This window comes from Ensifer sp. 22521 (assembly GCF_052044795.1).
In the GTDB taxonomy this organism is placed as follows: Bacteria; Pseudomonadota; Alphaproteobacteria; order Rhizobiales; family Rhizobiaceae; genus Ensifer.
In genome coordinates, this window is record NZ_JBQENM010000005.1 from 282,512 (window position 1) to 307,289 (window position 24,778).

Below are 24,778 nucleotides of genomic sequence, written 5' to 3' on the forward strand. Positions count from 1 at the left end.
TGCCTTGGCAATGCGTCGCCAGAACCCTATGTTAGGGAGCAAGACAGCGGCCCGGCGAAATGCGCGGGCCGTGACAGGTTCCGGGGAGTTCGATGAACCCTAATTTTCGTAATCTTGCCCTTTGGGCAATCATAGCGCTTCTGCTGATCGCGTTGTTCAGCATGTTCCAGCAGCCGACGGAGCGCACCGGCTCGCGCGAGATTCCGTTCTCGCAATTCCTCAAGGACGTGGATGCGAGCCGCGTCAAGGAAGTCGTGATCACCGGCTCGAAAGTGATCGGCAGCTATTCTGAAAGCGGCGCAACGTTCCAGACCTATGCGCCATCCGTCGATACGGCGCTCACCGAGCGCCTTGAAGCCAAGGACGTGACGGTCACGGTTCGCCCGGAAACCGACGGCTCGTCCGGCTTCCTGAGCTACATCGGCACGCTTCTTCCGATGCTTCTGATCCTCGGCGTCTGGCTGTTCTTCATGCGCCAGATGCAGGGCGGGTCGCGCGGCGCCATGGGCTTTGGCAAGTCCAAGGCCAAGCTTCTGACCGAAGCGCATGGCCGCGTCACCTTTGACGACGTTGCCGGCGTAGACGAAGCCAAGCAGGATCTGGAAGAAATCGTCGAATTCCTGCGCGATCCGCAGAAGTTCCAGCGCCTCGGCGGACGCATTCCGCGCGGCGTGCTGCTCGTCGGCCCTCCCGGTACCGGTAAGACGCTGCTTGCCCGCTCCGTCGCAGGCGAAGCCAACGTGCCGTTCTTCACGATCTCCGGTTCCGACTTCGTCGAAATGTTCGTCGGTGTCGGCGCCAGCCGTGTGCGCGACATGTTCGAGCAGGCAAAGAAGAATGCGCCCTGCATCATCTTCATCGACGAAATCGACGCTGTCGGTCGCCATCGTGGCGCCGGTCTCGGCGGCGGCAATGACGAGCGCGAACAGACGCTCAACCAGTTGCTGGTCGAAATGGACGGCTTCGAGGCAAACGAAGGCATCATCCTGATCGCGGCGACCAACCGTCCTGATGTTCTCGATCCGGCACTGCTGCGTCCGGGCCGTTTCGACCGCCAGGTCGTCGTGCCGAACCCGGATATCAACGGCCGCGAACGCATCCTCAAGGTGCATGTGCGCAACGTGCCGCTGGCGCCGAACGTCGACCTCAAGGTGCTTGCACGCGGTACGCCCGGCTTCTCCGGTGCTGACCTCATGAACCTCGTCAACGAGGCGGCGCTGATGGCCGCCCGCCGAAACAAGCGTCTTGTCACCATGCTCGAATTCGAGGATGCCAAGGACAAGATCATGATGGGTGCGGAGCGTCGCTCGTCGGCCATGACCGAAGCCGAGAAGAAGCTGACCGCCTATCACGAAGCCGGTCACGCGATCCTGGCGCTCAACGTTCCCTCGGCCGATCCGCTGCACAAGGCGACGATCATTCCGCGTGGACGGGCGCTTGGCATGGTCATGCAGCTGCCGGAAGGCGACCGCTATTCGATGAGCTACAAGTGGATGGTCTCGCGCCTTGCCATCATGATGGGCGGACGCGTTGCCGAGGAACTGACCTTCGGCAAGGAGAACATCACCTCGGGCGCATCGTCGGATATCGAGCAGGCAACCAAGCTTGCCCGTGCGATGGTGACGCAGTGGGGCTTCTCCGACCAGCTCGGCCAGGTTTCCTATGGTGAGAACCAGCAGGAAGTCTTCCTTGGCCACTCCGTTGCCCAGCAGAAGAACGTTTCTGAGGCGACCGCGCAGAAGATCGACAACGAAATCCGTCGTCTGATCGATGAGGCCTACGAGACCGCCCGCAAGATCCTCACCGAGAAGAACCACGAATTCGTGGCGCTGGCGGAAGGGCTGCTGGAATACGAAACCTTGACGGGCGAAGAGATCAAGGCGCTGATCCGCGGCGAAAAGCCGGCGCGCGACCTTGGCGACGACACGCCGCCGCATCGCGGCTCGGCCGTTCCTTCGGCAGGTTCCAAGAAGGAAGGTCCGGCGGGCAAGGGCGAAGAATCCGAAGGTGGGTTCGAGCCACAGCCGCAATAATTGCCACGGTTGGCAGTATATCCGAGCCGCCGCTCCTCAAGTGGAGCGGCGGCTTTTCGTTGCCACGCGGCCTCTGGCATTTGGTAACGGGATGTAACGATTTCTGATGTTAGGCTCGCTGCCGTTTGCTGCGCTTTTGTGTCAAAGAAGACATGACGTGTTTGCGATGGCTGTCCTTGAACGGAATGCTGATCGCCAGGCAGACGGCATCCAAGAAGTATGAATGAGGTCCGGTCAATGAAACCCAGTCGCGGAAAACGCAGACAGGCGGAGGTGGCCAAGCCAGCCCTGACCCGGCAGAACGATGGAGTTCTTATGAAGCGAAAGTATTTCGGCACCGACGGTATCCGCGGCCAGTCCAACTTGTTTCCGATGACACCGGATCTGGCGATGCGGGTCGGCATTGCGGTCGGTACGATCTTTCGCAACGGCGCTCACCGCCACCGCGTGGTGATCGGCAAGGATACGCGCCTTTCGGGCTATATGCTCGAGAACGCCATGGTGGCGGGCTTTACGGCCGCTGGTCTTGACGTCTTCCTGCTCGGGCCGATTCCGACGCCGGGTGTTGCCATGCTCACTCGCTCGCTGCGGGCCGATATCGGCGTGATGATCTCTGCCTCGCACAATCCCTTCCAGGACAACGGCATCAAGCTTTTCGGCCCAGACGGCTACAAGCTTTCCGACGATATCGAAGCGAAGATCGAAGCGTTGCTCGACCAGGACCTCTCGGGGCAGCTGGCGAAGTCGGAAGACATCGGTCGCGCGAAGCGCGTCGATGGCGACATCTATCGCTATCTGGAACATGCCAAGCGCACCTTGCCGCGCGACGTCACGCTTCAAGGTCTCAGGATCGCCGTCGACTGCGCCAATGGTGCAGCCTACAAGGTGGCGCCGACGGCGCTTTGGGAGCTTGGTGCGGAAGTCGTCACCATCGGCACCGAACCGAACGGTCTCAACATTAATCTCGATTGCGGCTCCACCCATCCCGCCACATTGTCGAAAAAGGTCCACGAAGTGCGCGCCGACATCGGCATTGCGCTCGATGGTGATGCCGACCGTGTGCTGATCGTCGATGAGAACGGCACAGTCATCGATGGCGACCAGCTGATGGCGGTGATCGCCGACAGCTGGGCCGAAGACGGCATGCTGCGCGGGGGTGCTGTTGCCGCCACCGTCATGTCAAACCTCGGCCTCGAGCGCTATCTCAAGGGACGCGGCATCGATCTGCGGCGCACGAAGGTCGGCGACCGTTATGTCGTCGAGCAGATGCGCCAGGACGGCCTGAACGTCGGCGGCGAACAGTCCGGCCATATCGTACTCTCCGATTTTGGCACAACCGGTGATGGCCTTGTCGCTGCTCTGCAGATCCTCGCGGTGATCAAGCGCCAGGGCAAGACGGTGAGCGAGGTGTGCCACCGCTTCGAGCCGGTGCCGCAGGTGCTGAAGAACGTTCGTGTTTCCGCCGGCAAGCCGCTCGAAGACGCCACTGTGCGCCAGGCGATCGCCGATGCCGAAGCGGAGCTCGCCAAGTCCGGCCGCCTGCTGATCCGGCCCTCCGGCACCGAGCCGCTCATTCGCGTGATGGCGGAAGGCGACGATCGTGGCCAGGTCGAGCGCATCGTCGACGAGCTGATCAATGTCATCGGCAGCGTTCGCAACGCCGCCTGAGACACCCAGCGACTGATTTCCCTCCAGGGCCGGTGCGACGCATCGGCCTCTTTTTTTGTCCTGCTGTGGCTTGAAAGCGGTGCCCGGGACGAGATCGTTCCATCCTTGGAATTCCGATCTGAAAGCGTTGCTGGCTTTTAGAGCGCGTTGTCCTGACGATTATTTAGCTGCACCTTATGGGAACAGTAGGCTGACAGTAAAGCGGAACAGCAACCGCAAGAATAGGCTGCTTTCTTAACAATCGCTGTAAACGTTTGTAGTTAATCGGAACTTAACCTTTCCTCCTCATTATCCATAACCAACATCGGGATTTGGGCACCGGTTTCATGGTGAACCAAGCAACGGAATGTATTGGAGTGGGCCATGAAGAGAATTTTGAGTGGCGTTGTTGCTGTGTTGCTCAGCGGCACGGCGGCTTTTGCTGCGGATGTCTACCAACCGCCTATGGAGCCGGTGCCGGAGCAGCCCGTCGAGGTCATCCAGACCAGCGGCTGGTACCTGCGCGGCGACGTCGGTTACGCCTGGAACCATCTGCGCGGCGCAAATTTCTACCAGGGTGGGCCGAGCGGCTCGATCGCGGATTTCGATTCCGCTGATATCGATGATTCCTGGGTAATCGGCGGCGGTGTCGGTTATCAGTTCAACAATTACCTGCGCGCCGACATCACGGCCGACTACTGGGGCAATGGCGACTTCACCGGCTCGACCAGCGGCGGCTGCGGGACGGTTGCAGGCCCTTGCGTGTCGCGTGACATAAGCTCGGTTTCCGCCTGGAGTCTCATGGCCAACGCCTATGTGGACATCGGCACCTACGGCGCCTTCACCCCTTATGTCGGTGCCGGTGTCGGTGCGACGCGCGTGAGCTGGGACGGACTCCGGAACACCAGCTGCAGTGTCAGCGATCCGACAGCCTGCGACCCGACGACCAATCATGGCGGCAAGGACAGCTGGCGCTTCACCTACGCCCTCATGGCCGGCACCGCGATCGACCTGACCTGCAACCTGAAGGCCGACATCGGCTATCGCTTCCGCCAGGTCGATGATGGCGACATGTTCGGCTACGCCAACGGTGGCGGTCCGGGCTTCGATGATGGCTTCTACATCCACGAGGCGCGCGCCGGTCTGCGCTACTCCTTCGGCAATGTCTGCGAAGTGCCTTACGAGCCGCCGCCGGTCGTCTACAAGTAATCGGAAAGTATCCGACACGTACCAAGGCCACCTTCGGGTGGCCTTTTTCGTTGCCGCAAATCTTTGCCGTTTCCTAACAGGCATGGTTAACCGCGGGTTAACCAGTCGCTGCAATAGTTAACGCTGAACGAAGCGGCGACGGCATGGCTCCATCCCGCACGGATAGCAGCGGTGAAAGGGCATGGCATGGATTGGCGAAACGGGTTCTGCGGAGCCGCTTTTGGTGCCGGCCTGCTTCTCTCTGGCGCTGCGCTGGCGGCCGACGAGGATCTCCTGAATGCCCCGGAGATCACCATCGAGAAAGAAACTGTCGGCACAAGCGCGATCTACGTGCGCGGAGATATCGGCTATGCGCCCTGGCGCGGCGAAGGCGATCCCTATTACCGGACCTTCGATGCGGGGACGCTGACCTATGACAGCGTCTCCTTCGACAATGCCCGCTTTGACAAGCCCTTCTCCGGTTCGCTTGGTGTCGGTTACCAGTTCACCGATACGTTCCGCGCCGATCTGACGGCCGACTATTTCGAGGGTCGGTTCAGCGGGTCGTCCTCGTCTGCTAGTCCTTGCGTCGGGCAAGGGGCGGGCACGTCCTGCGCCTTCTCGACCGGAGCCGATTACTCGGCCCTTGGACTGATGGCGAACGCCTATGTGGATTTCGGTACGCTTGCCGGCTTCACGCCCTATGTCGGCGGCGGCATCGGCGCGACGCGCCTCAACTGGGACACGGCTATCGAACGCGCCACTTGTGTGGCCGGCGGCGGTGCTTGTGGCGGTTCGCCCACCTCGACCTCCTACGAGGGGCGCGACAGTTGGCGCTTCACCTATGCGCTGATGGCGGGTGTCTCCTATGACCTTAGCGAGCAGCTGAAGCTCGATGTCGGCTATCGCTATTCCCATATCGCCGATGGCGAGATGTTCGGCTTCGGCGCCGAAGCGCTGGTGGGTGCTGCCGGCGACAAGGGCTTCGACGACGGACTGTCCCGTCACGAGATCCGCGCCGGCCTGCGCTTCTCCTTCTAACGCCTTGAAGCGCCACAGTTTCGGCGACAACCGGGTCATATCGTTCCGCCGATCGCCTCAGCCTATTGCCAGGACGAAAGTGCCGGCCGGCAACAATCGGTCGGCACACATCGTTCTGCTTTTGCAGATCTTGCCCGTGGCGCCATAAATTTTCTCGATTGCGACAAAGCGCTTGACTTCCGGTCCCGTCCACAATATCGACGACGGCGGGACACCCTTCCCCAACGAAGGGCTATCTATCTGGAAGGATAGCACATGGCAAAGCCTGCACAGCCGGACCTCCGTCCGAACAATACCCATTTCTCTTCTGGCCCTTGCTCGAAGCGCCCCGGTTGGTCGCTCGACGCTCTCTCCGATGCTCCGCTCGGTCGTTCGCACCGCGCCAAGATCGGCAAGACGAAGCTGAAGCAGGCCATCGATCTTACCCGTGACATTCTTGAAGTGCCGGCCGATTATCGCATCGGTATCGTGCCCGCTTCCGATACCGGCGCCGTCGAAATGGCGCTGTGGTCGCTGCTCGGTCAGCGTGGCGTCGACATGGTCGCCTGGGAAAGCTTTGGCGCCGGCTGGGTGACCGATGTGGTCAAGCAGCTGAAGCTTGCCGACGTGCGCAAGTTCGAAGCCGGCTACGGCGAACTGCCTGATCTTGCCAAGGTCGATTTCGACCGCGACGTGGTCTTCACCTGGAACGGTACGACCTCCGGCGTGCGCGTCCCGAACGCCGACTTCATCCCGGCCGACCGCAAGGGTCTGACGATCTGCGACGCGACCTCTGCCGCTTTCGCGCAGAATCTCGATTTCGCCAAGCTCGACGTCGTCACCTTCTCCTGGCAGAAGGTTCTCGGCGGTGAGGGCGCACACGGCGTCATCATCCTGTCGCCGCGTGCCGTCGAGCGTCTCTTGACCTACGTTCCGGCCTGGCCGTTGCCGAAGATCTTCCGCATGACCTCGGGCGGCAAGCTGATCGAGGGCATCTTCACCGGCGAGACGATCAACACGCCGTCGATGCTCTGCGTCGAGGACTATATCGATGCGCTCCTCTGGGCGCAGCAGGTCGGCGGGCTCAAGGGCCTGATGGCCCGCGCAGATGCCAACGCGCAAGCGATCTTCGACTTCGTCGCCGCCAATGACTGGATCGCCAACCTGGCGGTCAAGGACGAGACCCGCTCCAACACCTCGGTCTGCCTGAAGATCGTCGACAAGGACGTATTGGCGCTCGACGCCGACGGACAGGCGGCCTTCGCCAAGGGCGTGGTTGCGCTTCTCGAAAAGGAAGGCGTCGCCTTCGACATCGGCCACTATCGCGATGCGCCGTCGGGCCTTCGCATCTGGGCGGGTGCCACGATCGAGACCGCCGACATGAAAGCGTTGATGCCGTGGCTGACCTGGGCCTTCGAGACCCAGAAGGCAACACTGACGCAGGCCGCGGCCTGATCAGACAAGGGGTGAGGAACAATGGACTTCGCCCGCATCTCACACTGATTTGAGTGATCCGCTTCGCTCCTCATGGGAGCGAGGCTTGGCTAACCGCATTCCCATTCAGACCTGATCTTTAAGGAGGCCTCTCATGGCACCTCGCGTTCTCGTATCCGACGAACTGTCGGAAACCGCCGTCCAGATCTTCCGCGACCGCGGCGTCGAAGTCGATTTCCAGCCGAAGCTCGGCAAGGACAAGGACAAGCTCGCCGAGATCATCGGCAACTATGACGGCCTTGCCATCCGCTCGGCCACCAAGGCGACGGAAAAGCTGATTGCAGCTGCGACCAATCTCAAGGTCATCGGCCGCGCCGGCATCGGCGTCGACAATGTCGATATCCCGGCTGCGTCGCGCCGCGGTATCATCGTGATGAACACGCCCTTCGGCAACTCGATCACGACCGCCGAACACGCGATCGCGCTGCTCTTCGCCGTTGCCCGCCAGCTTCCGGCCGCCGATAACTCGACGCAGGCCGGCAAGTGGGAGAAGTCGCGCTTCATGGGTGTCGAGATCACCGGCAAGACGCTCGGCGTCATCGGTGCCGGCAACATCGGCTCGATCGTCTGCTCGCGCGCCATCGGCCTGAAGATGCACGTTCTCGCCTACGACCCGTTCCTCTCCAAGGAGCGCGCCGAGGAAATGGGCGTCACCAAGGTCGAACTCGACGAACTGCTCGCGCAGGCCGACTTCATCACCCTGCACGTGCCGCTGACCGACAAGACCCGCAACATCCTGAGTGCCGAAGCGCTGGCCAAGACGAAGCCGGGCGTGCGCATCGTCAACTGCGCTCGTGGCGGCCTCGTCGACGAGAAAGCGCTCGCCGAAGCGATCAAGTCCGGCCATGTTGCCGGCGCCGGCTTCGACGTCTTCGAGGTCGAGCCCGCCACCGAAAGCCCGCTCTTCGGCCTGCCGAATGTCGTCTGCACGCCGCATCTCGGCGCGTCGACCACGGAAGCCCAGGAGAACGTCGCGCTGCAAGTGGCCGAGCAGATGTCGGACTACCTGGTCAAGGGTGCCGTCTCCAACGCCATCAACATGCCGTCGATCACTGCTGAGGAAGCGCCGATCCTGAAGCCGTTCATCCGGCTTGCCGACGTTCTCGGCGCCTTTGTCGGCCAGGTGACCGAAAGCGCGATCAAGGAAATCGAGATCCTCTATGACGGCTCGACCGCCGGCATGAACACCAAGGCGCTGACAAGCGCGGTTCTCGCCGGTCTGATCCGGCCGCAGGTCGCCGACGTCAACATGGTTTCGGCGCCGGTGATGATCAAGGAAAAGGGCATCATCCTCTCCGAGGTCAAGCGCGACAAGACCGGCGTCTTCGACGGCTACATCAAGCTGACGGTGAAAACCGCCAACCAGACGCGCTCGGTGGCCGGCACGGTGTTTTCGGACGGCAAGCCGCGCTTCATCCAGATCAAGGGCATCAACCTTGATGCGGATGTCGGCAGCCACATGGTCTACATCACCAACACCGACGTTCCCGGCATGATCGGCTTCATCGGTATGACGCTTGGTGACGCCGGCGTGAACATCGCCAACTTCCAGCTCGGCCGCGAGAAGGAAGGCGGCGACGCGATTGCGCTGCTTTATGTCGATGGTGCCGTTTCCGAAGCCGTGCTTGACAAGCTGCGGGCCAATCAGGCAATCCGCCAGGCAAAGCCGCTGGTCTTCAACATCGATTGACGCCGGCGCTGCAAGCGGCGGTGTGATCTGCCGCTTTGCCGACCCAATCACGGGACATATAGACGCACCGGTGGCCGCCGGTGCGTTTTCCTGTTTCGAACGCATGTGACGAGAAATGACCGAAATGACATTCCGCTGGCGCGAGGCAAGCCTGCCCGATCTCGCCTCCGTATCGGAGATCCAGCTTGTGGTTCACCAGGCCTTTCCCGAGGACGACGCCGTACTTGCTGACCGCATCGCCTTGAGCCCTGCCGGTTGCTTCATGCTGGACGCGAAGGGGCAGTCGCGTGGCTACGTGCTGAGCCATCCTTGGCTCAGAGGCGTGCCACCATCGCTGAACAGCATGCTTGGCGAAATCCCTGATGCCGCCGACACATGGTATATCCATGATCTCGCCCTTCTGCCCGAGATGCGTGGTTCCGGAGCGGGCGGCGGAATTCTTCCTGTTCTGGAGGATGCCGCCAGAACGGAAGGGTTGCGGTCGATGTCGCTCGTCTCCGTCAACGGATCCCGCGGTTTCTGGGAGAGGCAGGGTTTTGAAGTCCGGATGGACGAGCGGCTGGCGCTAAAGCTCTCAAGCTACGGCGAGGAAGCGCTCTATATGGAGCGGTTTCTTGCCTGATAAATGAAAATGGCGCCTGGCCGGCGCCATTCAGACTGCTGGCAAACCCCAAAGATGGCTTTCTGCCGCGAGGGGCGTCCCTCATCCTCGGCCTTGTGGCGGGGATCCAGCAACCCGACGTCCGTCGGCTCCAAGGACTTGGGCTGGTGCCGCAGTTCCAGCGGAACTGCTAGAGATTCCTGTGACAAGCACAGGAATGACGGAGGTTTTGGGTGGCGCCAAGCCTCCCCAGCGAGCTTTCAATGAAAAGAGGCGACGCCTGCCCGGCAGACGCGAGGGGCCGTCAGCGCGGACGGCCCTTTTCGGCGATCGCGATGCCGCCAAGCACCAGCAGGAGCGCGACGAGATGGAAGAGATGGAAGGTCTCGCCGATCAGGAGCACCGAGAGCAAAGTCCCGAAGACCGGAATGGCGTTGATGAACAGGCCGGCGCGGTTAGCGCCAATCATCTCGACGCCGCGGACATAGAGCACCTGCGACATCAGCGAGGGGAAGATCGCCGCATAGAGAACGATGATCCAGCCGGTGGCATCTGGCGCGATCGCCGTGCCGGTGCCGATTTCCCAGAAGAGCAGCGGCAAGGCGCTTAGAAGCGCGCCGAAGGCAGGCGCGGCGATGAAGCTTTGCCAGTGCATCGTCGGCTTGTAGCGCAGTGCGACGGTATAGCCGGCATAGACGACGCAGGCGATGATCATCAACGCGTCGCCGAAATTGAACTCGAGTGTCAACAGGCTCGAAATGTCGCCATGGGCTGCAGTTACCAATACGCCGATCAGGGTGACGGTAAAGCCGATCACCTGGGCGATCGACGCCCGCGTGCGAAACAGCACGAAGTTGAACAGGAAGATCAACATCGGAATGCCGGCCTGGAGAATGACGGCGTTGATGGCGCTCGTGTATTTCAGCGCCGAATAGAGCAGCGCGTTGAAGGTGGTGAAACCGATCGCGCCATAGGCGAGAAGCTGCAGCCAGTGCTTGCGGATCTTGTCCCAGTCGCGTCGGATCTGCGGCGTCATCAGCACCAGGATGACGACCAGCGCGAAGACCCAGCGCAAGGTCGTCAGCATCATCGGGCTTACGTGTCCGACCGCCATCTTGCCGGCGACGGAATTGCCGCCCCAGAAGAGCGCGGTGACGCAGAGATAGAAGTAGGCCCTGGAATTCACGATGCTCAGACCTGTGCGGGGATGGGCGACCTGTTGCCGCGATGGCGGGAGAGACGAAGATATAGGCGCTAAATCCCGCCCTTGTCATGCAAAAAGGGCGGAACGCCGGATATAACGGGGTCGCTTTCCAGATGACAACACAGTATAGATGCGCGGGTTTGAGAACAGCGCAGCTTCGTTTGCGCGCCTGCACAGGAAGAGAATTATGACGAATGTCGTAGTGGTCGGCTCCCAATGGGGTGACGAAGGCAAAGGCAAGATTGTGGATTGGCTCTCCGAGCGCGCGGATATCGTCGTGCGCTTTCAGGGCGGACACAATGCCGGCCATACGCTGGTAATCGACGGCGTCAGCTACAAGCTGTCGCTCCTGCCTTCCGGCGTCGTGCGTCCCGGCAAGCTCGCCGTCATCGGCAATGGCGTCGTCATCGACCCGCACGCGCTGATCGCCGAAATCGACAAGCTCGGCAAGCAGGGCATCGCGATCACGCCGGACAACCTGCGCATCGCCGACAATGCCACGCTGATCCTGTCGCTGCACCGCGAGCTCGATGGCATCCGCGAAGATGCGGCCTCCAACAGCGGCACGAAGATCGGCACCACGCGCCGCGGCATCGGCCCGGCCTATGAGGACAAGGTCGGCCGCCGCGCGATCCGTGTGATGGACCTCGCCGATCTCGATACCCTGCCGGCCAAGGTCGATCGCCTGCTGACCCACCACAATGCGCTGCGCCGTGGTCTCGGTGAAGCGGAGATCAGCCACGAGGCGATCATGCAGGAGCTTTCTTCTGTTGCCGCCAAGGTGCTGCCGTTCATGGACACCGTCTGGGTGCTGCTCGACAAGGCCCGCCGCAAGGGCGCGCGAATCCTGTTCGAAGGTGCGCAGGGCACGCTGCTCGACATCGACCACGGCACCTATCCGTTCGTCACCTCGTCGAACACGGTTGCCGGCCAGGCTGCTGCCGGCTCGGGCATGGGCCCGGGTTCTCTCGGCTATATCCTCGGCATCACCAAGGCCTACACGACGCGCGTCGGCGAGGGCCCGTTCCCGACCGAACTCACCGATGAAATCGGCCAGTTCCTCGGCGAAAAGGGTCATGAGTTCGGCACGGTCACAGGCCGCAAGCGCCGCTGCGGCTGGTTCGACGCGGCGCTGGTTCGCCAGTCGGTCGCCGCCAACGGCATCACCGGCATCGCGCTCACCAAGCTCGACGTGCTCGATGGTCTCGACGAACTGAAGATCTGCGTCGGTTATACTCTGGACGGACAGCAGATCGACCATCTGCCGGCGAGCCAGGCGCAGCAAGCTTCGGCAAAGCCAGTCTATATTACACTCGAAGGCTGGAAGGAATCGACGGTCGGCGCACGCAGCTGGGCGGAGCTTCCGGCGCAAGCGATCAAATACGTTCGCCAGGTGGAAGAACTGATCGGTGCGCCGGTTGCTCTTCTTTCGACCAGCCCCGAGCGGGACGACACAATACTTGTGACGGACCCCTTTGAGGACTAGTGTCGGCGAAATGACATTGCGTCGCGATCGCAACGACATACCTGGGCGTATGAGAAAGTACTAATGGCGGATTTTGTTGCAGTTATTCGCAGGACCGTTGACGGCCTGTCGGAAAACACCCCTGAAATGCGGGACAGGGTATACGAGAAGGCGCGCGCGGCCGTGCGCCGCCAACTCGAAAACATGAACCCGCGTCCGTCGGACGACATGATCAATCGCCAGTTGGCGAAACTCGAAAACGCCATCGTCGAGGTTGACAGCGAATACGCCGAAGCCTTGCCCGCGCTCGAAGAGACGGAGGTGGTGGAGGAAGCGACCGAAGCCGTAGCCGCCGAGTCGCCTGTCGAGGACGTCGTTTCTGAGCCCGAAGCGCAGCCCGAGCCGGTTGGTGAAAGCCAGCCGATTGCGGTTGCCGAGGAAGCGGCTCCGGAGGCGGAAAGCACTGCGGCACCTGACCACGATGCTGCGGTTCACGAAGTACCGGCACCGTATACGGAACACTACGTCGAAGCCGCAGAGGTAGCGCCGGCAGAGCGGGTTGCGGAAGAGCCGGTTGCCGAACATGTCGAAGCGACCGAGGCTCCGGTAGAGGAGCCGAGAGCCCCCGTCGTCGAAGAGCCGCAGGCGGATGCCCCGGTTTACGAGGCCGCGGAATATTCGGAGCCAGCTCCGGTCGAGAGCTATGAAGAGACCGTCGCTCCCCCGTCGATAGACGAGGAAGCCCGGTCTGTCGAAGAACCGACATGGGATGATGTTCCGGCAGTGGCCGCCGAAGAAAAGTCGGCCGCCTCGGAATGGGAGCTGCCGGAATGGGAGACCGCCTCTCCCGTAGCAAAGCACGCCGCTCCCACGGACCAGCAGGTCGGCGAAGAAGAGCCGGCCCATACCCCCGAGCTTCTTGGCATGCATCCGGTGGAAGAGCTGCAGCAGCATGCGCCGGCGGAGACCCCGAGGGCCGAAGCAGAGCTTCCCAAGGTTGACACCGCGCGCAACTGGTCGTTCGACGACAACGATCCCTTTGCGCCTTTGGAGGAACGGCGAACCGAAAAGAGCGCTGAGCCGGAGATTGCCGATTGGTCCTGGCCGGTCGAGAAGACCGGACAGACGGCCTCGACCGATACCCCTCAGAGCCAGCAAGATCGTGCAGGCACGGCTTGGGATCACATCGACGACCTGCTCGGTTTCGAAGGTGCCACTGCTGCGGCGACGGCGGGTGCAGCAGCATCGACGGCTGCGCGTGAGCCGGAGCGTGGCGCTGAGGCACCGGCGCCCGCGGCATCGCGGCCGGCATCTTACCGGGCCACCCCGAAGCCATCGCGCTTCAGCATCAAGCGCCTCGCCGTCGCTGCAGTCATTTTGCTGGCGCTTGGTGGCGGCGGCTTCGCCTACTGGCAGAACCGGGAAGCCGGCAATGCCTGGCTTTCGGGCATCGTGGCATCGGTCACCTCGGCCATTTCAAACATCGGTGGATCGCCGGCACAAGAGGGCGCTCCGCCGGCGGAAACCCAGGGAGAATCGACGCAGCAGGAACCGGCACGGCACGACGACACGGCGGTCCCGGACAACAGCTCGACCAAGTTCACCCAACGCCTTCTTGGTGACGGCTCGGAAGTCGACAATGGACCTGCCACCGCAAGCGGCGAGAGCGCCGCGCAGGAAGGCAAGTCCGTGGCACAGCAGACAGAGGCGAGCAAGCCCGTCGAAACGGCCACTGCCCAAGGTGGAACGGCCGGACAGGCTGCAGGCACGCCGCCTGCGGGCCAGCAGACCGGTGGTCAGCCGACGACGCCGGAGATTGCGATCGCCAATGGCGAGAAGATGTTCCTCTACGAAGAGCGTCTCGGCCAGTCTTCGCCGACGGCCATTCCGGGAACCGTTGCGTGGTCGGTAAAGGAAGAATCGCCTGGTGGCGACGCCAAGCCTGAACCGGCCATCCAGGCGCAGATCACCATTCCGGACCGGGGTCTGACCGCGTTGATGACGATCAAGCGCAACGCCGACGAGTCCTTGCCGGCCAGCCATGTCGTCGAATTCGTCTTCTCGCTGCCGCCGAACTTCGAAGGCGGCGCGATCGACAGCGTTCAGCGCGTTTCGATGAAGCGTACGGAGCAGGATCGCGGCGATGCGCTGATTGCGGTTCCGGCCAAGATCACCGACGATTTCCATATGATCGCGCTCAACGATTCGAAGGACGCGATCGGCAACAACACCGAACTGCTGCGCAGCCGGAGCTGGATCGACATTCCGCTGACCTACAGGAACGGGCGCCGCGCACTGCTGACGCTGGAGAAGGGGCCGAGCGGAACCGACGCCTTCAACCAGGCGATGCGCGCTTGGACGGCCGCACCGGCAACGGACGCGGCGACCAACAGCCAGTAAGCAAGCGCGGTCGGACAGGACAAAGAAAACCCGGCAGGAGCGATCCGCCGGGTTTTTCATTTGGCTTTTATCGATGACGGGCAACCGTAGCGCCCGGAAACCGCGAAGAGCGTTTATTATGCGCCCTCGACGACCCGCAATGCATTGGCGCGCTCGAGAGCGGCCTTGCGCACGGCGTCCTGGACCTTCTCGAAGGCACGGACCTCGATCTGCCGCACGCGCTCGCGGCTGATGTCGAACTCGGCCGAAAGATCCTCGAGCGTCAGCGGCTCTTCGGTCAGGCGGCGTGCCTCGAAGATGCGGCGCTCGCGGTCGTTCAGCACTTTCATCGCATTGGCGAGCAACGCCCTGCGGTTTTCAAGCTCGTCCTGTTCGATCAGGATTTCTTCCTGGTTGTCGTGATCGTCGACAAGCCAATCCTGCCATTGGCCGGAGTCGCCTTCGCTCGCCTTGATGGGCGCGTTGAGCGAAGCGTCGCCGGAGAGGCGGCGGTTCATCGAAACCACTTCATCCTCGCTCACCTTGAGCGTGGTGGCGATTTCCTTGACTTGTTCGGGCTTCAGATCGCCCTCGTCGAGCGCCTGGATTTTGCCCTTGAGGCGACGCAGGTTGAAGAACAGCCGCTTCTGGTTGGCGGTCGTGCCCATTTTCACCAGCGACCACGAGCGCAGGATATATTCCTGGATCGCCGCCTTGATCCACCACATCGCGTAGGTGGCAAGGCGGAAGCCGCGATCGGGTTCGAACTTCTTGACGGCCTGCATCAAGCCGACATTGCCTTCGGATACGACTTCGCCGATCGGCAGGCCGTAGCCGCGATAGCCCATCGCGATCTTGGCGACGAGGCGAAGGTGGCTGGTGACCAGCTTGTGCGCTGCTTTGCGGTCGTCATGCTCCTGGTACCGCTTGGCGAGCATGTACTCTTCCTGCGGTTCCAGCATCGGAAACTTGCGGATTTCGTCGAGATAGCGATTGAGGCCGCCTTCTCCAGCGGCAATGGTCGGCAAATTGTTTCGGGCCATATGAAGCACCCCCCTTTGTCGTCTCCGGCCTCCGGTCGGCAAGCCGGGCATGTGGGTCTTCGTCAAGACCCCACGAGCCTAGAAAATAAGTACGGCGAAAGCATGATTCAAGGAGTCCGGTTTCACCAATCTGTGACGCCGGGCGACAGAAATGTCACGAACAAAGACTGAGCCTTAAATTGGAATCCCGACACCGGAATTCAAGGGCACGATCACTCTTCGCTCCGCAGGGCCTCGATCAGTTGCTCCATGTCGACAGGCACCGGTGATTCGAAATGCATGGTCTCGCCGGTCGCCGGATGTTCGAACTGCAGCATGAAGGCGTGCAGGGCCTGGCGGTGAAATTGATTGACGACGACCCTGGCCGCATCCGGCAACAAGTTCGCCTTTGTGCGGAAGGCGGCGCCGTATTCCGGATCGCCGATCAGCGGATGGCCGATATGGGCCATGTGCACGCGGATCTGGTGCGTGCGCCCCGTTTCGAGGTGGCATTCCACCGTCGACGCCAGGCAGGTGCCATCGGGCTTTTCGAGATAACGCTCGACGACCTCGTAGTGGGTGATGGCTTCGCGGGCGTCGTCGCTGTCTTCGCGCTTGACCGCGCGTTTCGTCCGGTCGACGGCACGCCCGAGTGGGGCGTCGATCGTTCCCTTCAGCTGCCGCGGGCGGCCCCAGACGACGGCCCGATAGGCGCGTTCGAGCGGGCCGGTGCGGCCGTGGTCGGCAAACTGCTCCGAGAGGTGGCGGTGCGCGGCATCGTTCTTGGCGACAACCATGACGCCGCTCGTCTCCTTGTCGAGGCGATGGACGATGCCCGGGCGCTTGACGCCGCCGATGCCCGACAGGCTGCTGCCGCAATGATGGATGAGCGCATTGACCAGCGTACCGGTCCAGTTGCCGGCGCCGGGATGAACGACGAGGCCGGCTGGCTTGCAAAGCACGATCAGGTCGTCGTCTTCGTAGAGCACGTCGAGCGGGATGTCTTCGCCCTTCGGCTCCGGATCTTCCGGTTCGGGCAGGTCGATCTCGAAGACATCGCCGGGATGGACCTTCTTCTTCGCTTCGGTCACCGCCTTGCCGTTGATCGACACCGCTCCCTGTGCGATCAGGCCCTTGATCCGGTTGCGGGAGAATTCACCCGAAAGTGCGTCCGTCAGGAAGGAATCCAGGCGTCCCGCGGCATCCTCGCCCGCCGTCAGGACTTTCCTATTGGCCGTCGCTTGTTTAAAGGGGTCGTTCATTCCGTTCAAATCCGAAAAAAGGCCAACCATGACCGCAATCGAGCCCGATGACCAGGAAGACAAGCCGCTAGATCCGGCCATGGAAAATGTCCGCCGCAAGATGGTGAAGCTTCAGCTCGTCTCGGCCGGCGTCATGTTGGTCATGCTTATGGCCGTCCTTGGGACGATTGTCTACAAGCTGACGCGCACGGACGCGAAGGCGCCCGTTCAGGCCGCCACTGCCGTCGTTCCGAGCGAAGCGCCGGTCAATGCGGTCGCAGCACTGCCCGCCGGCTTCACCGTCACGAACGTGGCGCTCTCCGGCTCCCAGGTGCTCTTCTACGGCAACCTGCCGGGATCGGAGCCGCGCGCCATCGTGTTCGATATCGGCGCCGGCCGCATCGTCGCCGACATCACCGTCAGGACCAACTGACGGCATGGCGAGCGCCCTCCCGCCCGTCCAGCGCATCGACGACGCCGCCGATCCCAGGATTGCCGGCTTCGTTTCGATCAAGGAGCGCGACCTGACGGGACGGCAGGGCCGCTTCATCGCCGAAGGCACGGTCGTGCTGCGCATGCTGGCGGCTGCGCATCAAAGCGGGCGCGGCTTTGCCGCCGAGGCGATCCTGCTGCTCGAAAACCGTCTCGCCGGCGTTCAGGAAATCCTCGAACGATTTCCGTCGACGGTGCCCGTCTATGTGGCGAATGCGCAGGTGTTCGATGCGATCGCCGGCTTCAACATGCACCGGGGCGTGCTTGCGCTCGGTCGCCGCGAAGGCGCGCCCGGCCGCGACGCCTTGATCGCGTCGCTGCCGGCGTCGAGCCTCGTGCTGGCGGCCTGCGGCATCTCCAATCACGACAACATGGGGGCGCTTTTCCGCAACGCTGCGGCCTTCGGGGTCGATGCCGTGCTGATGGACGAGACGAGCTGCGACCCGATGTATCGCAAGGCGATCCGCGTCTCCGTCGGCTCGGTGCTGACGGTGCCCTTTGTGCGCGAAGGCTCGGTGGCCGCGATGCTGGAGCGGCTGCAGCAGACGGGCTTTGCGATCTGGGGGCTCTCTCCCGCCGGAGAAACCGATCTTGGCGCGATCCCCCCGGCGGCGCGTACGGCACTTCTCATGGGGACCGAAGGGGAGGGGTTGCCGCAATCCGTGCTGACCTCGATCCGCACGGCGCGAATCCGCCAGCGTCCGGGCCTCGATAGCCTCAACGTCTCGACGGCGGCCGGCATTGCCCTGCACCAGGTGGCGCTGATCAACGGCCGCATCTGACACTCAAGGTTCCCAGCTTTCCGGTGACAGCAGGAAATGGCTCGATCCCGTGACCTGGTGACCGGCGCGTGCGCCAAAGGCGTCAATGGTCTGCCCGGCCAACGGCTCTATTCGCGCGGCAGAATGTCCTTCGCCCGCTTCGCCAAACTCTCCCGCTTGGCTGCGCCTTGCTCTTGCTCTTCACCTGCCAGCAGATTGAGGATGGGGGAGGAGGGGCCTTCGTTCGTCGCCGTCAACGCAACCATGCCGGCGGCAATTGCCGCAACCTCGTCGCGCAGAGCGTCGTCATGGGCGGCGGATTTCGAATTGGTCAGGCGTTCCGAAAGCGCGGTGGCGCGGTTGCGCAGATCATCGGCGGCTGCAGAACCAGCAATCTCGCTGGCCGGCTGATCGGGCGGGGATACGGAACCGTTGGCAGCCTGTTCGGTGGCCGGCCGGCGTTCCTTCCTCAGCGGGAAGGCGATGCCCGCGGCGCGCAGGGCCTTGGCTGCATCGCGCATTTCCTGATTGGTATCCTTCACCTTGGTCTTCAACCGTTCGATTTCTCCCGCGCGCCGCTCGAGTGCGCTTTCGCGGTCGGCGCTGGTTGCCATCTCGCGCGCCAGCTTGTCTTCCAGCCGGTGTAGCCGCGTTTCGTCGCGAGAGAGGCGAATCTCCATTTCCTTGGCATGGGTCGTCTCGGCCTTGAGATCGCCACGCAGGGCTTCGCGCTCGTCGCGCAGCGTGGCTATCCGGCTCTTCAGATGCTCGACCTCGGTCTCGCGCGCCACCAGGGTGATCCTGAGATTGTCGATTTCGGCGGCATGCTGGGCGAGGTGGACGCCGAGCTTCTGTATCTCGTCGGATTTTCCGGCATTGTCGCGCTCGACGCTGTCGAGCGTTGCCTTCATCCGTTCCAGGCGCTGCTCGAATTGCCGGATGGCAGAGCGCATGTCCGCCGCTTCGACGTTCATGTCGGCAAGCTGCGCATGCAGGTCGGCATTCTCGCCGCCAAGGCGCCGCGCCTCGTGCAAACTCTTCTCGTTGGCAAGCATCAGCGACACGCCCTTGTCGCGTTCGCGCTTCAGGGCTTGCTGCGTGCGGGCGTTTTCAGCGGCGTAAGCGGCCCGGGCAGCGTCCTTCTGTGCGCGCACCTCCTGCGGGCTGAGCGGCATGGTCGCCTTCAGTCGGTCTTCGGCAAAGCGCACGATGCGGCGGTGGATCGCCGGTGCGACCAGCAGACCGATGATGATCGCCGTCAGAAAGCCCAGGGCAAAGAGAAGCGCGAATTGGATCACGAGCTGGCCGTTTCAAAACTGTACCGGAACCGGAGTGGCTGCCGGACCTCGCGGTGCGGCAGGCACTCCTTAATTCCGCATTCTTGCACTAAACATGACGTTTCGTGCGCTGCAAGTCTCCGGCGCGGGATTTTGCCTGCGCCGACCCGACTACAGCGACCNCGCGAAGGTCGCTGTAGCAGATCTGCTGCATAATTTTGCCCTTATATCGATGCCGATTTAAGGAATAATGCAGCTGACCTCAGAAGGGGTTCCAGGTGGGTGTTTGGGTCATCTTGAGGTAGCCGACATTGACGCCGAGCCGCGCGCCGATGCCGGTGCGGATCGGAACGACGACGATCTGTTCGTCGGTCAGCACCGTCATGCCGACGCCAGCGACGACGTAGGCCGAACCGGAGACGCCGCCGAAGCGCTTGTAGAGTGCCGGCACGCTCGGCAGATTGTAGACGAGCATCATGGCGCGGCTGCCCTGGCCGCCCCAGTCGATGCCGAGTGACGGACCCTGCCAGAAGACGCTGTGCTGGCCGGCGTTCTTGGTGTTGAGTTCGCCTTCGCCATAGGTGAGACCGGCGATGAATGCGCCGGAGCCTTCCTGGCCGAGAATGTAGCCGTTCGGCAGGCCGTAGCGCTCGAAGGCGCGTTCGACGACCTTCGCCAAGCCGCCCGAAGTTTCGCCGAAGAAACCGTGACCGGCATCGACGATTTCCTGCATCGTGTATTGGCTGTTGTTCGCAGACTGGGCATGCGCCGTCGTTTGGGCAGCAGCGACCAGGAACAGCGTGGCCAGGACAACACGGCAGGCCTGTGTGGCTGCCTTCATGATCTGATGCATCGTTTCCTCCGTCAGGCGCGAAAATTGCTCGCTTGCGGGTTTGCAGCGGCCGCCAGTCAGACCACTGTGCGACCAGTGAGGGGGCTGGACCATTTCCATGCAATTTGAACCGATGGTCTTAACAATCGGTTTACCAAATGTGGTGTCATTATGATCCACTGATGAACGGCTGCGCCGGGCAGCCCATGACTTGCGTCTTTTCGCGTGAGGCTTTACCGGCGTCACGATGGCGCGTGCCCCCAAGCGGCGGGCCGGCGGAACCAACAAGGATACACGATGGCAACGAATCCGAACCTGACATTGACGGGACCCGATCTGGCCGCGCTTCTGTGCAGCCGGGTCTGCCACGACATCATCTCGCCGGTCGGTGCCATCAACAACGGCCTGGAACTGCTGGATGAGGGCGGCGCCGACGCCGACGCGATGGACCTGATCCGGACGAGCGCACTCAACGCCTCGGTCCGCCTGAAATTCGCCCGTCTCGCTTTCGGCGCATCCGGCTCGGTCGGTGCCTCGATCGACACCGGCGAAGCGGAGAAGGCGGCCAAGGATTTCGCGGCTGCCGAAAAGAAGACCGAGGTCAACTGGCACGGCCCGCGCGCGATCATCGCCAAGAACCGGGTCAAGCTGCTCCTGAACCTCTTCCTCATCGCCTATGGGGCGATCCCGCGCGGCGGTTCGATCGACGTCACGCTGGAGAACCCGGAATTCGACGCCGTCTTCACCCTGGTCGCCAAGGGCCGCATGATGCGCGTACCGCCGAGGCTGACGGAATTGCTGTCCGGTACGCCGGAGGAAGCGGTCGACGCGCATTCGATCCAGCCGTACTACACGGTGCTGCTCGGCGAGGAAGCCGGCATGACGATCGAGGTTGCATCGACCGGTGAAGAGATCATCTTCACCACCCGCGTTGCAGCCTGAGGTTTCATTCTCCGGCTGCAATCATTCTATTCAAAGTCCTTAAAATGTGCGGTTCCGCGCCCTGGCGCGGGGCCGCACATGTGCGTCCTGTTTCTTTCTGCTTGCGTCCATTTCTGGAAAACTTAATGTTTTCAGATGGTTGATGCGGCGAAGAAAGGCGCTATTAAGCAAACTCCGTAACGAATTCTTTCCCAAATTTGTATAGAGTTGTTTCAAGCCTGCGAGTACGCGTATAGGTAAGTTGCGAAGGGAGTTGGACATGCGGCGCTTGATGATTGCCGACGGCTCGGATGTCGTCCGGAAAGTTGGGAAACGTATCCTGTCCGGCATGGGCTTCATGGTTTACGAGGCATCGAACAGCCTCGAGGCGCTTGTCCGCTGCGAAGCTGAACTCCCGAACATCCTGGTCATCGACGCCGGGCTGGAAGGCGCGCTCGAACTCATCGGCAACATCCGGCGGCTCCCGAACGGCCCTTCGGTGCGGATCTATTACTGCGTCGTCGAGGCGGATCTGAAGAAGATGATGGCCGGCAAGCGGGCCGGCGCCGACGACTTCCTGCTGAAGCCTTTCGACCGCAAGATCCTGACCAGCGTTTTCGCCAGCCAGTCGATGGCGGCCTGAGCCGTCACGCGCACATATTCCGGATGAGATGAAAGCCGTGGCCACTGCCGCGGCTTTTGCGTGTTTGCCGCCGGCCGCTGCGCCTATTGAGGGGAAGCGGCGTGAGATATGCAAATTTAAGTGCTACAGCGACCTTTGCGCGCCTGATAAGACGCGCGGCGCTGTAGAAACGACAAAACCCGCTCGTGGCGGGTTTTGTGAACACTCTGGGCCCGCATCATGCGGGGGTCATGCAGGCCCTTGCGGGTATCAGGCGGTTTCGGCGTACTCGGCGCCATCCGGCTCGCGCAGCACGTAGCCGCGGCCCCAGACGGTCTCGATGTAGTTGGCGCCGCCGGCAGCGTTTGCAAGCTTCTTGCGCAGCTTGCAGATGAAGACGTCGATGATCTTCAGTTCCGGCTCGTCCATGCCGCCATAAAGGTGGTTCAGGAACATTTCCTTGGTCAGCGTCGTGCCCTTGCGCAGCGAAAGCAGCTCGAGCATCTGGTATTCCTTGCCGGTCAGGTGGACACGCTGTCCGCCGACTTCGACCGTCTTGGCATCCAGGTTGACGATCAGCTCGCCGGTGGAAATGACCGACTGGGCATGACCCTTGGAACGACGGACGATGGCGTGAATACGGGCGACCAGCTCATCCTTGTGGAAGGGCTTGGTCATGTAGTCGTCGGCGCCGAAGCCCAGGCCGCGGACCTTGTCTTCGATGCCGGCCATACCCGAGAGAATCAGGATCGGGGTCTTCACCTTGGAAAGACGCAGCGTTCTCAAGACTTCATAGCCGGACATATCCGGCAGGTTGAGGTCGAGAAGGATGATGTCATAGTCATAAAGTTTGCCGAGATCGACGCCTTCTTCACCGAGGTCGGTGGTGTAGACATTGAAACTCTCGGACTTGAGCATCAGCTCAATGCTCTGAGCCGTTGCACTATCGTCTTCGATTAATAGAACCCGCATATTCTTCCCCTTTTCCGCCGCCCAAGGTCGTCGTGGCACCCTTACGCGATACGGATCCAGTCGTTGCCTGATTTGGAGGCTGCCACCAAATGGTTAACAAATTCTGATTCCCTCTGGCAAGGTGTATCGAGTTTGTTAAATATTTTTACCAGTCTCCTGATTTCAAACGTGAATCCAGAACGGCTAATCTCATGTGAAACATGAGGAAATGCCACTATCTGACTCTTCCGACTCGTTAATGCCAGGGCGGTCACATTTCGTGCCTCAGCATTTACGGAGCCTTAAATCATCACGCCTATGATTAACGATGCCCGTAAACGAAAGGTTACCAGCGGTAGGCTTTTGTTAATATCGCTGAAGATTTTTCGTTTCCGGCCCCGTTCGGGCCGGCTCGCGGGCAAATCAGTAACCGGGGTCTCGTTATCCACGGGAGTATTGCGTATGAAAGCACGTGAGAGCCTTGTCCGCCTGAAGGAATTTCAGGTCCGCGAGAAGCAGCGTCAACTGAACCAGCTTCAGATGATGATGGCTGAGTTCGAACGGATGACCAAGGATCTGGAAAATCAGATTATTTTCGAGGAAAAGAAGTCGGGCATCTCCGATCCCCAGCACTTCGCCTATCCCACCTTCGCCAAGGCCGCACGTCAGAGAGCCGACAATCTTCAGGTTTCCATTCGCGAACTGAAGGCGCAGCAGGATGCTGCCGAGCTCGCGCTCGAAGAAGTGCAGGCTGAATACGCGAAGGCGGCGGCCCTCGAAGAGCGGGACACATCGACCCGCCTGCGGGCATAAGCTGCGGCTCTTGCGCCCCGATCGGGCGCAGCCGAACCGCAAGCCTTTGATCTAGCGGACGATTTGATCTCCAGGTCGATTCCGGTCCGGGGAATTTGTGCGCTGGTCAGGCAGGTAGCCCGTTTCGGGGCAGATATTTCCAGCCTTGTCGGGGCATGCGTCTGGCATGACCCGATCCGGCACGATCGTGACAAGACGAAGAGACCCGCCCGATGCCTTGGCGTTCGGGCGGGTCTTCTCATTTTGAGATCAGCGCAAGTCTGTTGAGATCAGGAGAGGCTTGCCGGCGCGCAGCCGTGTCTCATGCCTGGATGACATCCTGCCATTCGGGGTGCCGCATCGTCTGCGCCTTCATGAAAGGGCAGAGCGGAATGATCTTCCAGCCGCCTTTGCGGGCTTCCTCGATAGCGTGTTTGGCGAGCGCCTGGCCGACGCCCTTGCCGCGCAAGGCATCCGGAACAAGGGTGTGATCGACGATGATCAATTGCGGCGACGTGCGCGAATAGGTCATTTCCCCGGTATGCCCCTCGACAACGGTCGAGTAGCGGCCGTGCGATCCAGTTTCCTCGTGTAAGATTTCCATGACAGCCTTCCTTGGCGAACCGGGTTTCCTTGTCCGAAAGCTAGCGCAGAAATCCGGAAATCGAAATCCACCAAACCCGTGCCGCCGGTACACAGACTGTTCCCGAAACAGCACCAATCCGCCTTTCACCGCGAGGCTGAAACGACGGCGGCGGCTCCGGNCCGCCGCTCGACCTATGGCCCTGTAATGGGCGAACTAGTGGCGATACTGCTGGATGCGAGTGGTGCGCAGGCCGGCAAGACCATGATCGTTGATCGAGGACTGCCAGGACAGGAATTCTTCGACCGTGAGGGTATAGCGTTCGCACGCCTCCTCAAGGCTCAAAAGGCCACCGCGCACGGCGGCAACAACCTCTGCCTTGCGGCGTATCACCCAGCGCCGGGTATTCGCCGGCGGCAGATCCGCAATCGTCAGAGGGCTGCCATCGGGGCCGATGACATATTTTACACGTGGTCGCATCATTTCGGTCATGGGACTCTCTACACAAACTCAAGACCATATGACCGTGACCTTAGCCTGCCACATTTAACATTTGCCTAAGC

At 61.7% G+C, this 24,778-nt stretch carries 22 protein-coding genes; 14 read left to right on the forward strand and 8 right to left on the reverse strand.

What is annotated here, in order from left to right; all coding sequences use genetic code 11:
* Positions 1-92: 92 nt before the first annotated feature.
* From ftsH to ACTJKE_RS09285, 7 genes are all read left to right on the forward strand, one after another.
* Positions 93-2,033, forward strand: coding sequence for an ATP-dependent zinc metalloprotease FtsH (ftsH, locus tag ACTJKE_RS09255; protein WP_057254700.1), 1,941 nt, complete (start codon positions 93-95; stop codon positions 2,031-2,033).
* A 315-nt stretch (positions 2,034-2,348) separates the two neighbouring features.
* Positions 2,349-3,701, forward strand: coding sequence for a phosphoglucosamine mutase (gene glmM / locus ACTJKE_RS09260; protein WP_057254701.1), 1,353 nt, complete (start codon positions 2,349-2,351; stop codon positions 3,699-3,701).
* A gap of 363 nt (positions 3,702-4,064) precedes the next feature.
* Positions 4,065-4,889 carry an outer membrane protein gene (locus ACTJKE_RS09265; protein WP_058325881.1) on the forward strand — a complete coding sequence of 275 codons (825 nt, stop codon included), beginning with the start codon at positions 4,065-4,067 and terminating at the stop codon, positions 4,887-4,889.
* A 186-nt stretch (positions 4,890-5,075) separates the two neighbouring features.
* Positions 5,076-5,909 carry an outer membrane protein gene (locus tag ACTJKE_RS09270; protein WP_058325880.1) on the forward strand — a complete coding sequence of 278 codons (834 nt, stop codon included), beginning with the start codon at positions 5,076-5,078 and terminating at the stop codon, positions 5,907-5,909.
* A 255-nt stretch (positions 5,910-6,164) separates the two neighbouring features.
* A complete protein-coding gene (locus ACTJKE_RS09275; protein WP_058325879.1) occupies positions 6,165-7,343 on the forward strand; it encodes a phosphoserine transaminase in 1,179 nt (392 codons plus the stop codon).
* Between the two features lie 133 nt (positions 7,344-7,476).
* Entirely contained in the window at positions 7,477-9,072 is a 1,596-nt protein-coding gene (gene serA, locus ACTJKE_RS09280; protein WP_058321051.1) for a phosphoglycerate dehydrogenase, read from the forward strand.
* Between the two features lie 115 nt (positions 9,073-9,187).
* A complete protein-coding gene (locus ACTJKE_RS09285) occupies positions 9,188-9,694 on the forward strand; it encodes a GNAT family N-acetyltransferase (RefSeq protein WP_058325878.1) in 507 nt (168 codons plus the stop codon).
* A gap of 283 nt (positions 9,695-9,977) precedes the next feature.
* Here ACTJKE_RS09285 and ACTJKE_RS09290 read toward each other — a convergent pair whose 3' ends face one another.
* Positions 9,978-10,859: a DMT family transporter gene (locus tag ACTJKE_RS09290; protein WP_058325877.1), complete on the reverse strand. Its 882-nt coding sequence runs from the start codon at positions 10,857-10,859 to the stop codon at positions 9,978-9,980.
* A 205-nt stretch (positions 10,860-11,064) separates the two neighbouring features.
* Between ACTJKE_RS09290 and ACTJKE_RS09295 the strand changes: the two genes are divergently transcribed.
* Both ACTJKE_RS09295 and ACTJKE_RS09300 read left to right on the forward strand, forming a co-directional pair.
* The gene (locus ACTJKE_RS09295; protein ID WP_057254708.1) at positions 11,065-12,363 is read left to right on the forward strand and encodes an adenylosuccinate synthase; all 1,299 of its coding nucleotides are present in this window, start codon (positions 11,065-11,067) and stop codon (positions 12,361-12,363) included.
* Between the two features lie 63 nt (positions 12,364-12,426).
* A complete protein-coding gene (locus tag ACTJKE_RS09300; protein ID WP_058325876.1) occupies positions 12,427-14,742 on the forward strand; it encodes a hypothetical protein in 2,316 nt (771 codons plus the stop codon).
* A gap of 116 nt (positions 14,743-14,858) precedes the next feature.
* On the opposite strand, the gene rpoH is transcribed toward ACTJKE_RS09300, so the two are convergent.
* Positions 14,859-15,764 carry an RNA polymerase sigma factor RpoH gene (gene rpoH / locus ACTJKE_RS09305; protein ID WP_057254710.1) on the reverse strand — a complete coding sequence of 302 codons (906 nt, stop codon included), beginning with the start codon at positions 15,762-15,764 and terminating at the stop codon, positions 14,859-14,861.
* A gap of 212 nt (positions 15,765-15,976) precedes the next feature.
* Entirely contained in the window at positions 15,977-17,005 is a 1,029-nt protein-coding gene (locus tag ACTJKE_RS09310; RefSeq protein WP_058325932.1) for an RluA family pseudouridine synthase, read from the reverse strand.
* A 28-nt stretch (positions 17,006-17,033) separates the two neighbouring features.
* On the opposite strand from ACTJKE_RS09310, the gene ACTJKE_RS09315 reads away from it, so the two are divergent.
* Positions 17,034-17,417, forward strand: a complete 384-nt coding sequence (locus ACTJKE_RS09315; protein WP_057254711.1) for a hypothetical protein — start codon at positions 17,034-17,036, stop codon at positions 17,415-17,417.
* 4 nt (positions 17,418-17,421) lie between these two features.
* Positions 17,422-18,258, forward strand: a complete 837-nt coding sequence (locus ACTJKE_RS09320) for a TrmH family RNA methyltransferase (protein ID WP_057254712.1) — start codon at positions 17,422-17,424, stop codon at positions 18,256-18,258.
* A gap of 107 nt (positions 18,259-18,365) precedes the next feature.
* On the opposite strand, the gene ACTJKE_RS09325 is transcribed toward ACTJKE_RS09320, so the two are convergent.
* Together ACTJKE_RS09325 and ACTJKE_RS09330 are read right to left on the reverse strand one after the other, a co-directional pair.
* Complete coding sequence (locus ACTJKE_RS09325; protein WP_057254713.1) at positions 18,366-19,535, reverse strand: hypothetical protein; 1,170 nt, start codon at positions 19,533-19,535, stop codon at positions 18,366-18,368.
* A 241-nt stretch (positions 19,536-19,776) separates the two neighbouring features.
* On the reverse strand, positions 19,777-20,367 hold the full coding sequence (locus ACTJKE_RS09330) for a DUF1134 domain-containing protein (RefSeq protein ID WP_057254714.1): 591 nt from the start codon (positions 20,365-20,367) through the stop codon (positions 19,777-19,779).
* Positions 20,368-20,643: 276 nt separating this feature from the next.
* On the opposite strand from ACTJKE_RS09330, the gene chpT reads away from it, so the two are divergent.
* Both chpT and ACTJKE_RS09340 read left to right on the forward strand, forming a co-directional pair.
* Positions 20,644-21,288 carry a histidine phosphotransferase ChpT gene (gene chpT / locus ACTJKE_RS09335; RefSeq protein WP_057254715.1) on the forward strand — a complete coding sequence of 215 codons (645 nt, stop codon included), beginning with the start codon at positions 20,644-20,646 and terminating at the stop codon, positions 21,286-21,288.
* 259 nt (positions 21,289-21,547) lie between these two features.
* The gene (locus ACTJKE_RS09340) at positions 21,548-21,910 is read left to right on the forward strand and encodes a response regulator (protein ID WP_057254716.1); all 363 of its coding nucleotides are present in this window, start codon (positions 21,548-21,550) and stop codon (positions 21,908-21,910) included.
* Between the two features lie 249 nt (positions 21,911-22,159).
* Here the strand turns inward: ACTJKE_RS09340 and ctrA are convergent, their stop codons facing one another.
* Positions 22,160-22,861, reverse strand: a complete 702-nt coding sequence (ctrA, locus tag ACTJKE_RS09345; protein ID WP_025424706.1) for a response regulator transcription factor CtrA — start codon at positions 22,859-22,861, stop codon at positions 22,160-22,162.
* 441 nt (positions 22,862-23,302) lie between these two features.
* Between ctrA and ACTJKE_RS09350 the strand changes: the two genes are divergently transcribed.
* A complete protein-coding gene (locus ACTJKE_RS09350) occupies positions 23,303-23,653 on the forward strand; it encodes a flagellar export protein FliJ (RefSeq protein ID WP_057254717.1) in 351 nt (116 codons plus the stop codon).
* Positions 23,654-23,954: 301 nt separating this feature from the next.
* Here the strand turns inward: ACTJKE_RS09350 and ACTJKE_RS09355 are convergent, their stop codons facing one another.
* Both ACTJKE_RS09355 and sciP read right to left on the reverse strand, forming a co-directional pair.
* Positions 23,955-24,236: a GNAT family N-acetyltransferase gene (locus ACTJKE_RS09355; RefSeq protein ID WP_057254718.1), complete on the reverse strand. Its 282-nt coding sequence runs from the start codon at positions 24,234-24,236 to the stop codon at positions 23,955-23,957.
* A gap of 195 nt (positions 24,237-24,431) precedes the next feature.
* Positions 24,432-24,707, reverse strand: coding sequence for a CtrA inhibitor SciP (gene sciP / locus ACTJKE_RS09360; protein WP_003527546.1), 276 nt, complete (start codon positions 24,705-24,707; stop codon positions 24,432-24,434).
* Positions 24,708-24,778 lie beyond the last annotated feature (71 nt).

Coding starts and splice junctions, on each gene's coding strand:
- ACTJKE_RS09270 (WP_058325880.1), top strand. CDS start 5,076: ATGGATTGGCGAAACGGGTTCTGCGGAGCCGCTTTTGGTGCCGGCCTG.
- ftsH (WP_057254700.1), top strand. CDS start 93: ATGAACCCTAATTTTCGTAATCTTGCCCTTTGGGCAATCATAGCGCTT.
- ACTJKE_RS09275 (WP_058325879.1), top strand. CDS start 6,165: ATGGCAAAGCCTGCACAGCCGGACCTCCGTCCGAACAATACCCATTTC.
- ctrA (WP_025424706.1), bottom strand. CDS start 22,861: ATGCGGGTTCTATTAATCGAAGACGATAGTGCAACGGCTCAGAGCATT.
- ACTJKE_RS09330 (WP_057254714.1), bottom strand. CDS start 20,367: ATGCATCAGATCATGAAGGCAGCCACACAGGCCTGCCGTGTTGTCCTG.
- ACTJKE_RS09350 (WP_057254717.1), top strand. CDS start 23,303: ATGAAAGCACGTGAGAGCCTTGTCCGCCTGAAGGAATTTCAGGTCCGC.
- ACTJKE_RS09320 (WP_057254712.1), top strand. CDS start 17,422: ATGGCGAGCGCCCTCCCGCCCGTCCAGCGCATCGACGACGCCGCCGAT.
- sciP (WP_003527546.1), bottom strand. CDS start 24,707: ATGACCGAAATGATGCGACCACGTGTAAAATATGTCATCGGCCCCGAT.
- ACTJKE_RS09355 (WP_057254718.1), bottom strand. CDS start 24,236: ATGGAAATCTTACACGAGGAAACTGGATCGCACGGCCGCTACTCGACC.
- ACTJKE_RS09300 (WP_058325876.1), top strand. CDS start 12,427: ATGGCGGATTTTGTTGCAGTTATTCGCAGGACCGTTGACGGCCTGTCG.
- chpT (WP_057254715.1), top strand. CDS start 20,644: ATGGCAACGAATCCGAACCTGACATTGACGGGACCCGATCTGGCCGCG.
- glmM (WP_057254701.1), top strand. CDS start 2,349: ATGAAGCGAAAGTATTTCGGCACCGACGGTATCCGCGGCCAGTCCAAC.
- ACTJKE_RS09285 (WP_058325878.1), top strand. CDS start 9,188: ATGACCGAAATGACATTCCGCTGGCGCGAGGCAAGCCTGCCCGATCTC.
- serA (WP_058321051.1), top strand. CDS start 7,477: ATGGCACCTCGCGTTCTCGTATCCGACGAACTGTCGGAAACCGCCGTC.
- ACTJKE_RS09295 (WP_057254708.1), top strand. CDS start 11,065: ATGACGAATGTCGTAGTGGTCGGCTCCCAATGGGGTGACGAAGGCAAA.
- rpoH (WP_057254710.1), bottom strand. CDS start 15,764: ATGGCCCGAAACAATTTGCCGACCATTGCCGCTGGAGAAGGCGGCCTC.
- ACTJKE_RS09340 (WP_057254716.1), top strand. CDS start 21,548: ATGCGGCGCTTGATGATTGCCGACGGCTCGGATGTCGTCCGGAAAGTT.
- ACTJKE_RS09265 (WP_058325881.1), top strand. CDS start 4,065: ATGAAGAGAATTTTGAGTGGCGTTGTTGCTGTGTTGCTCAGCGGCACG.
- ACTJKE_RS09310 (WP_058325932.1), bottom strand. CDS start 17,005: ATGAACGACCCCTTTAAACAAGCGACGGCCAATAGGAAAGTCCTGACG.
- ACTJKE_RS09315 (WP_057254711.1), top strand. CDS start 17,034: ATGACCGCAATCGAGCCCGATGACCAGGAAGACAAGCCGCTAGATCCG.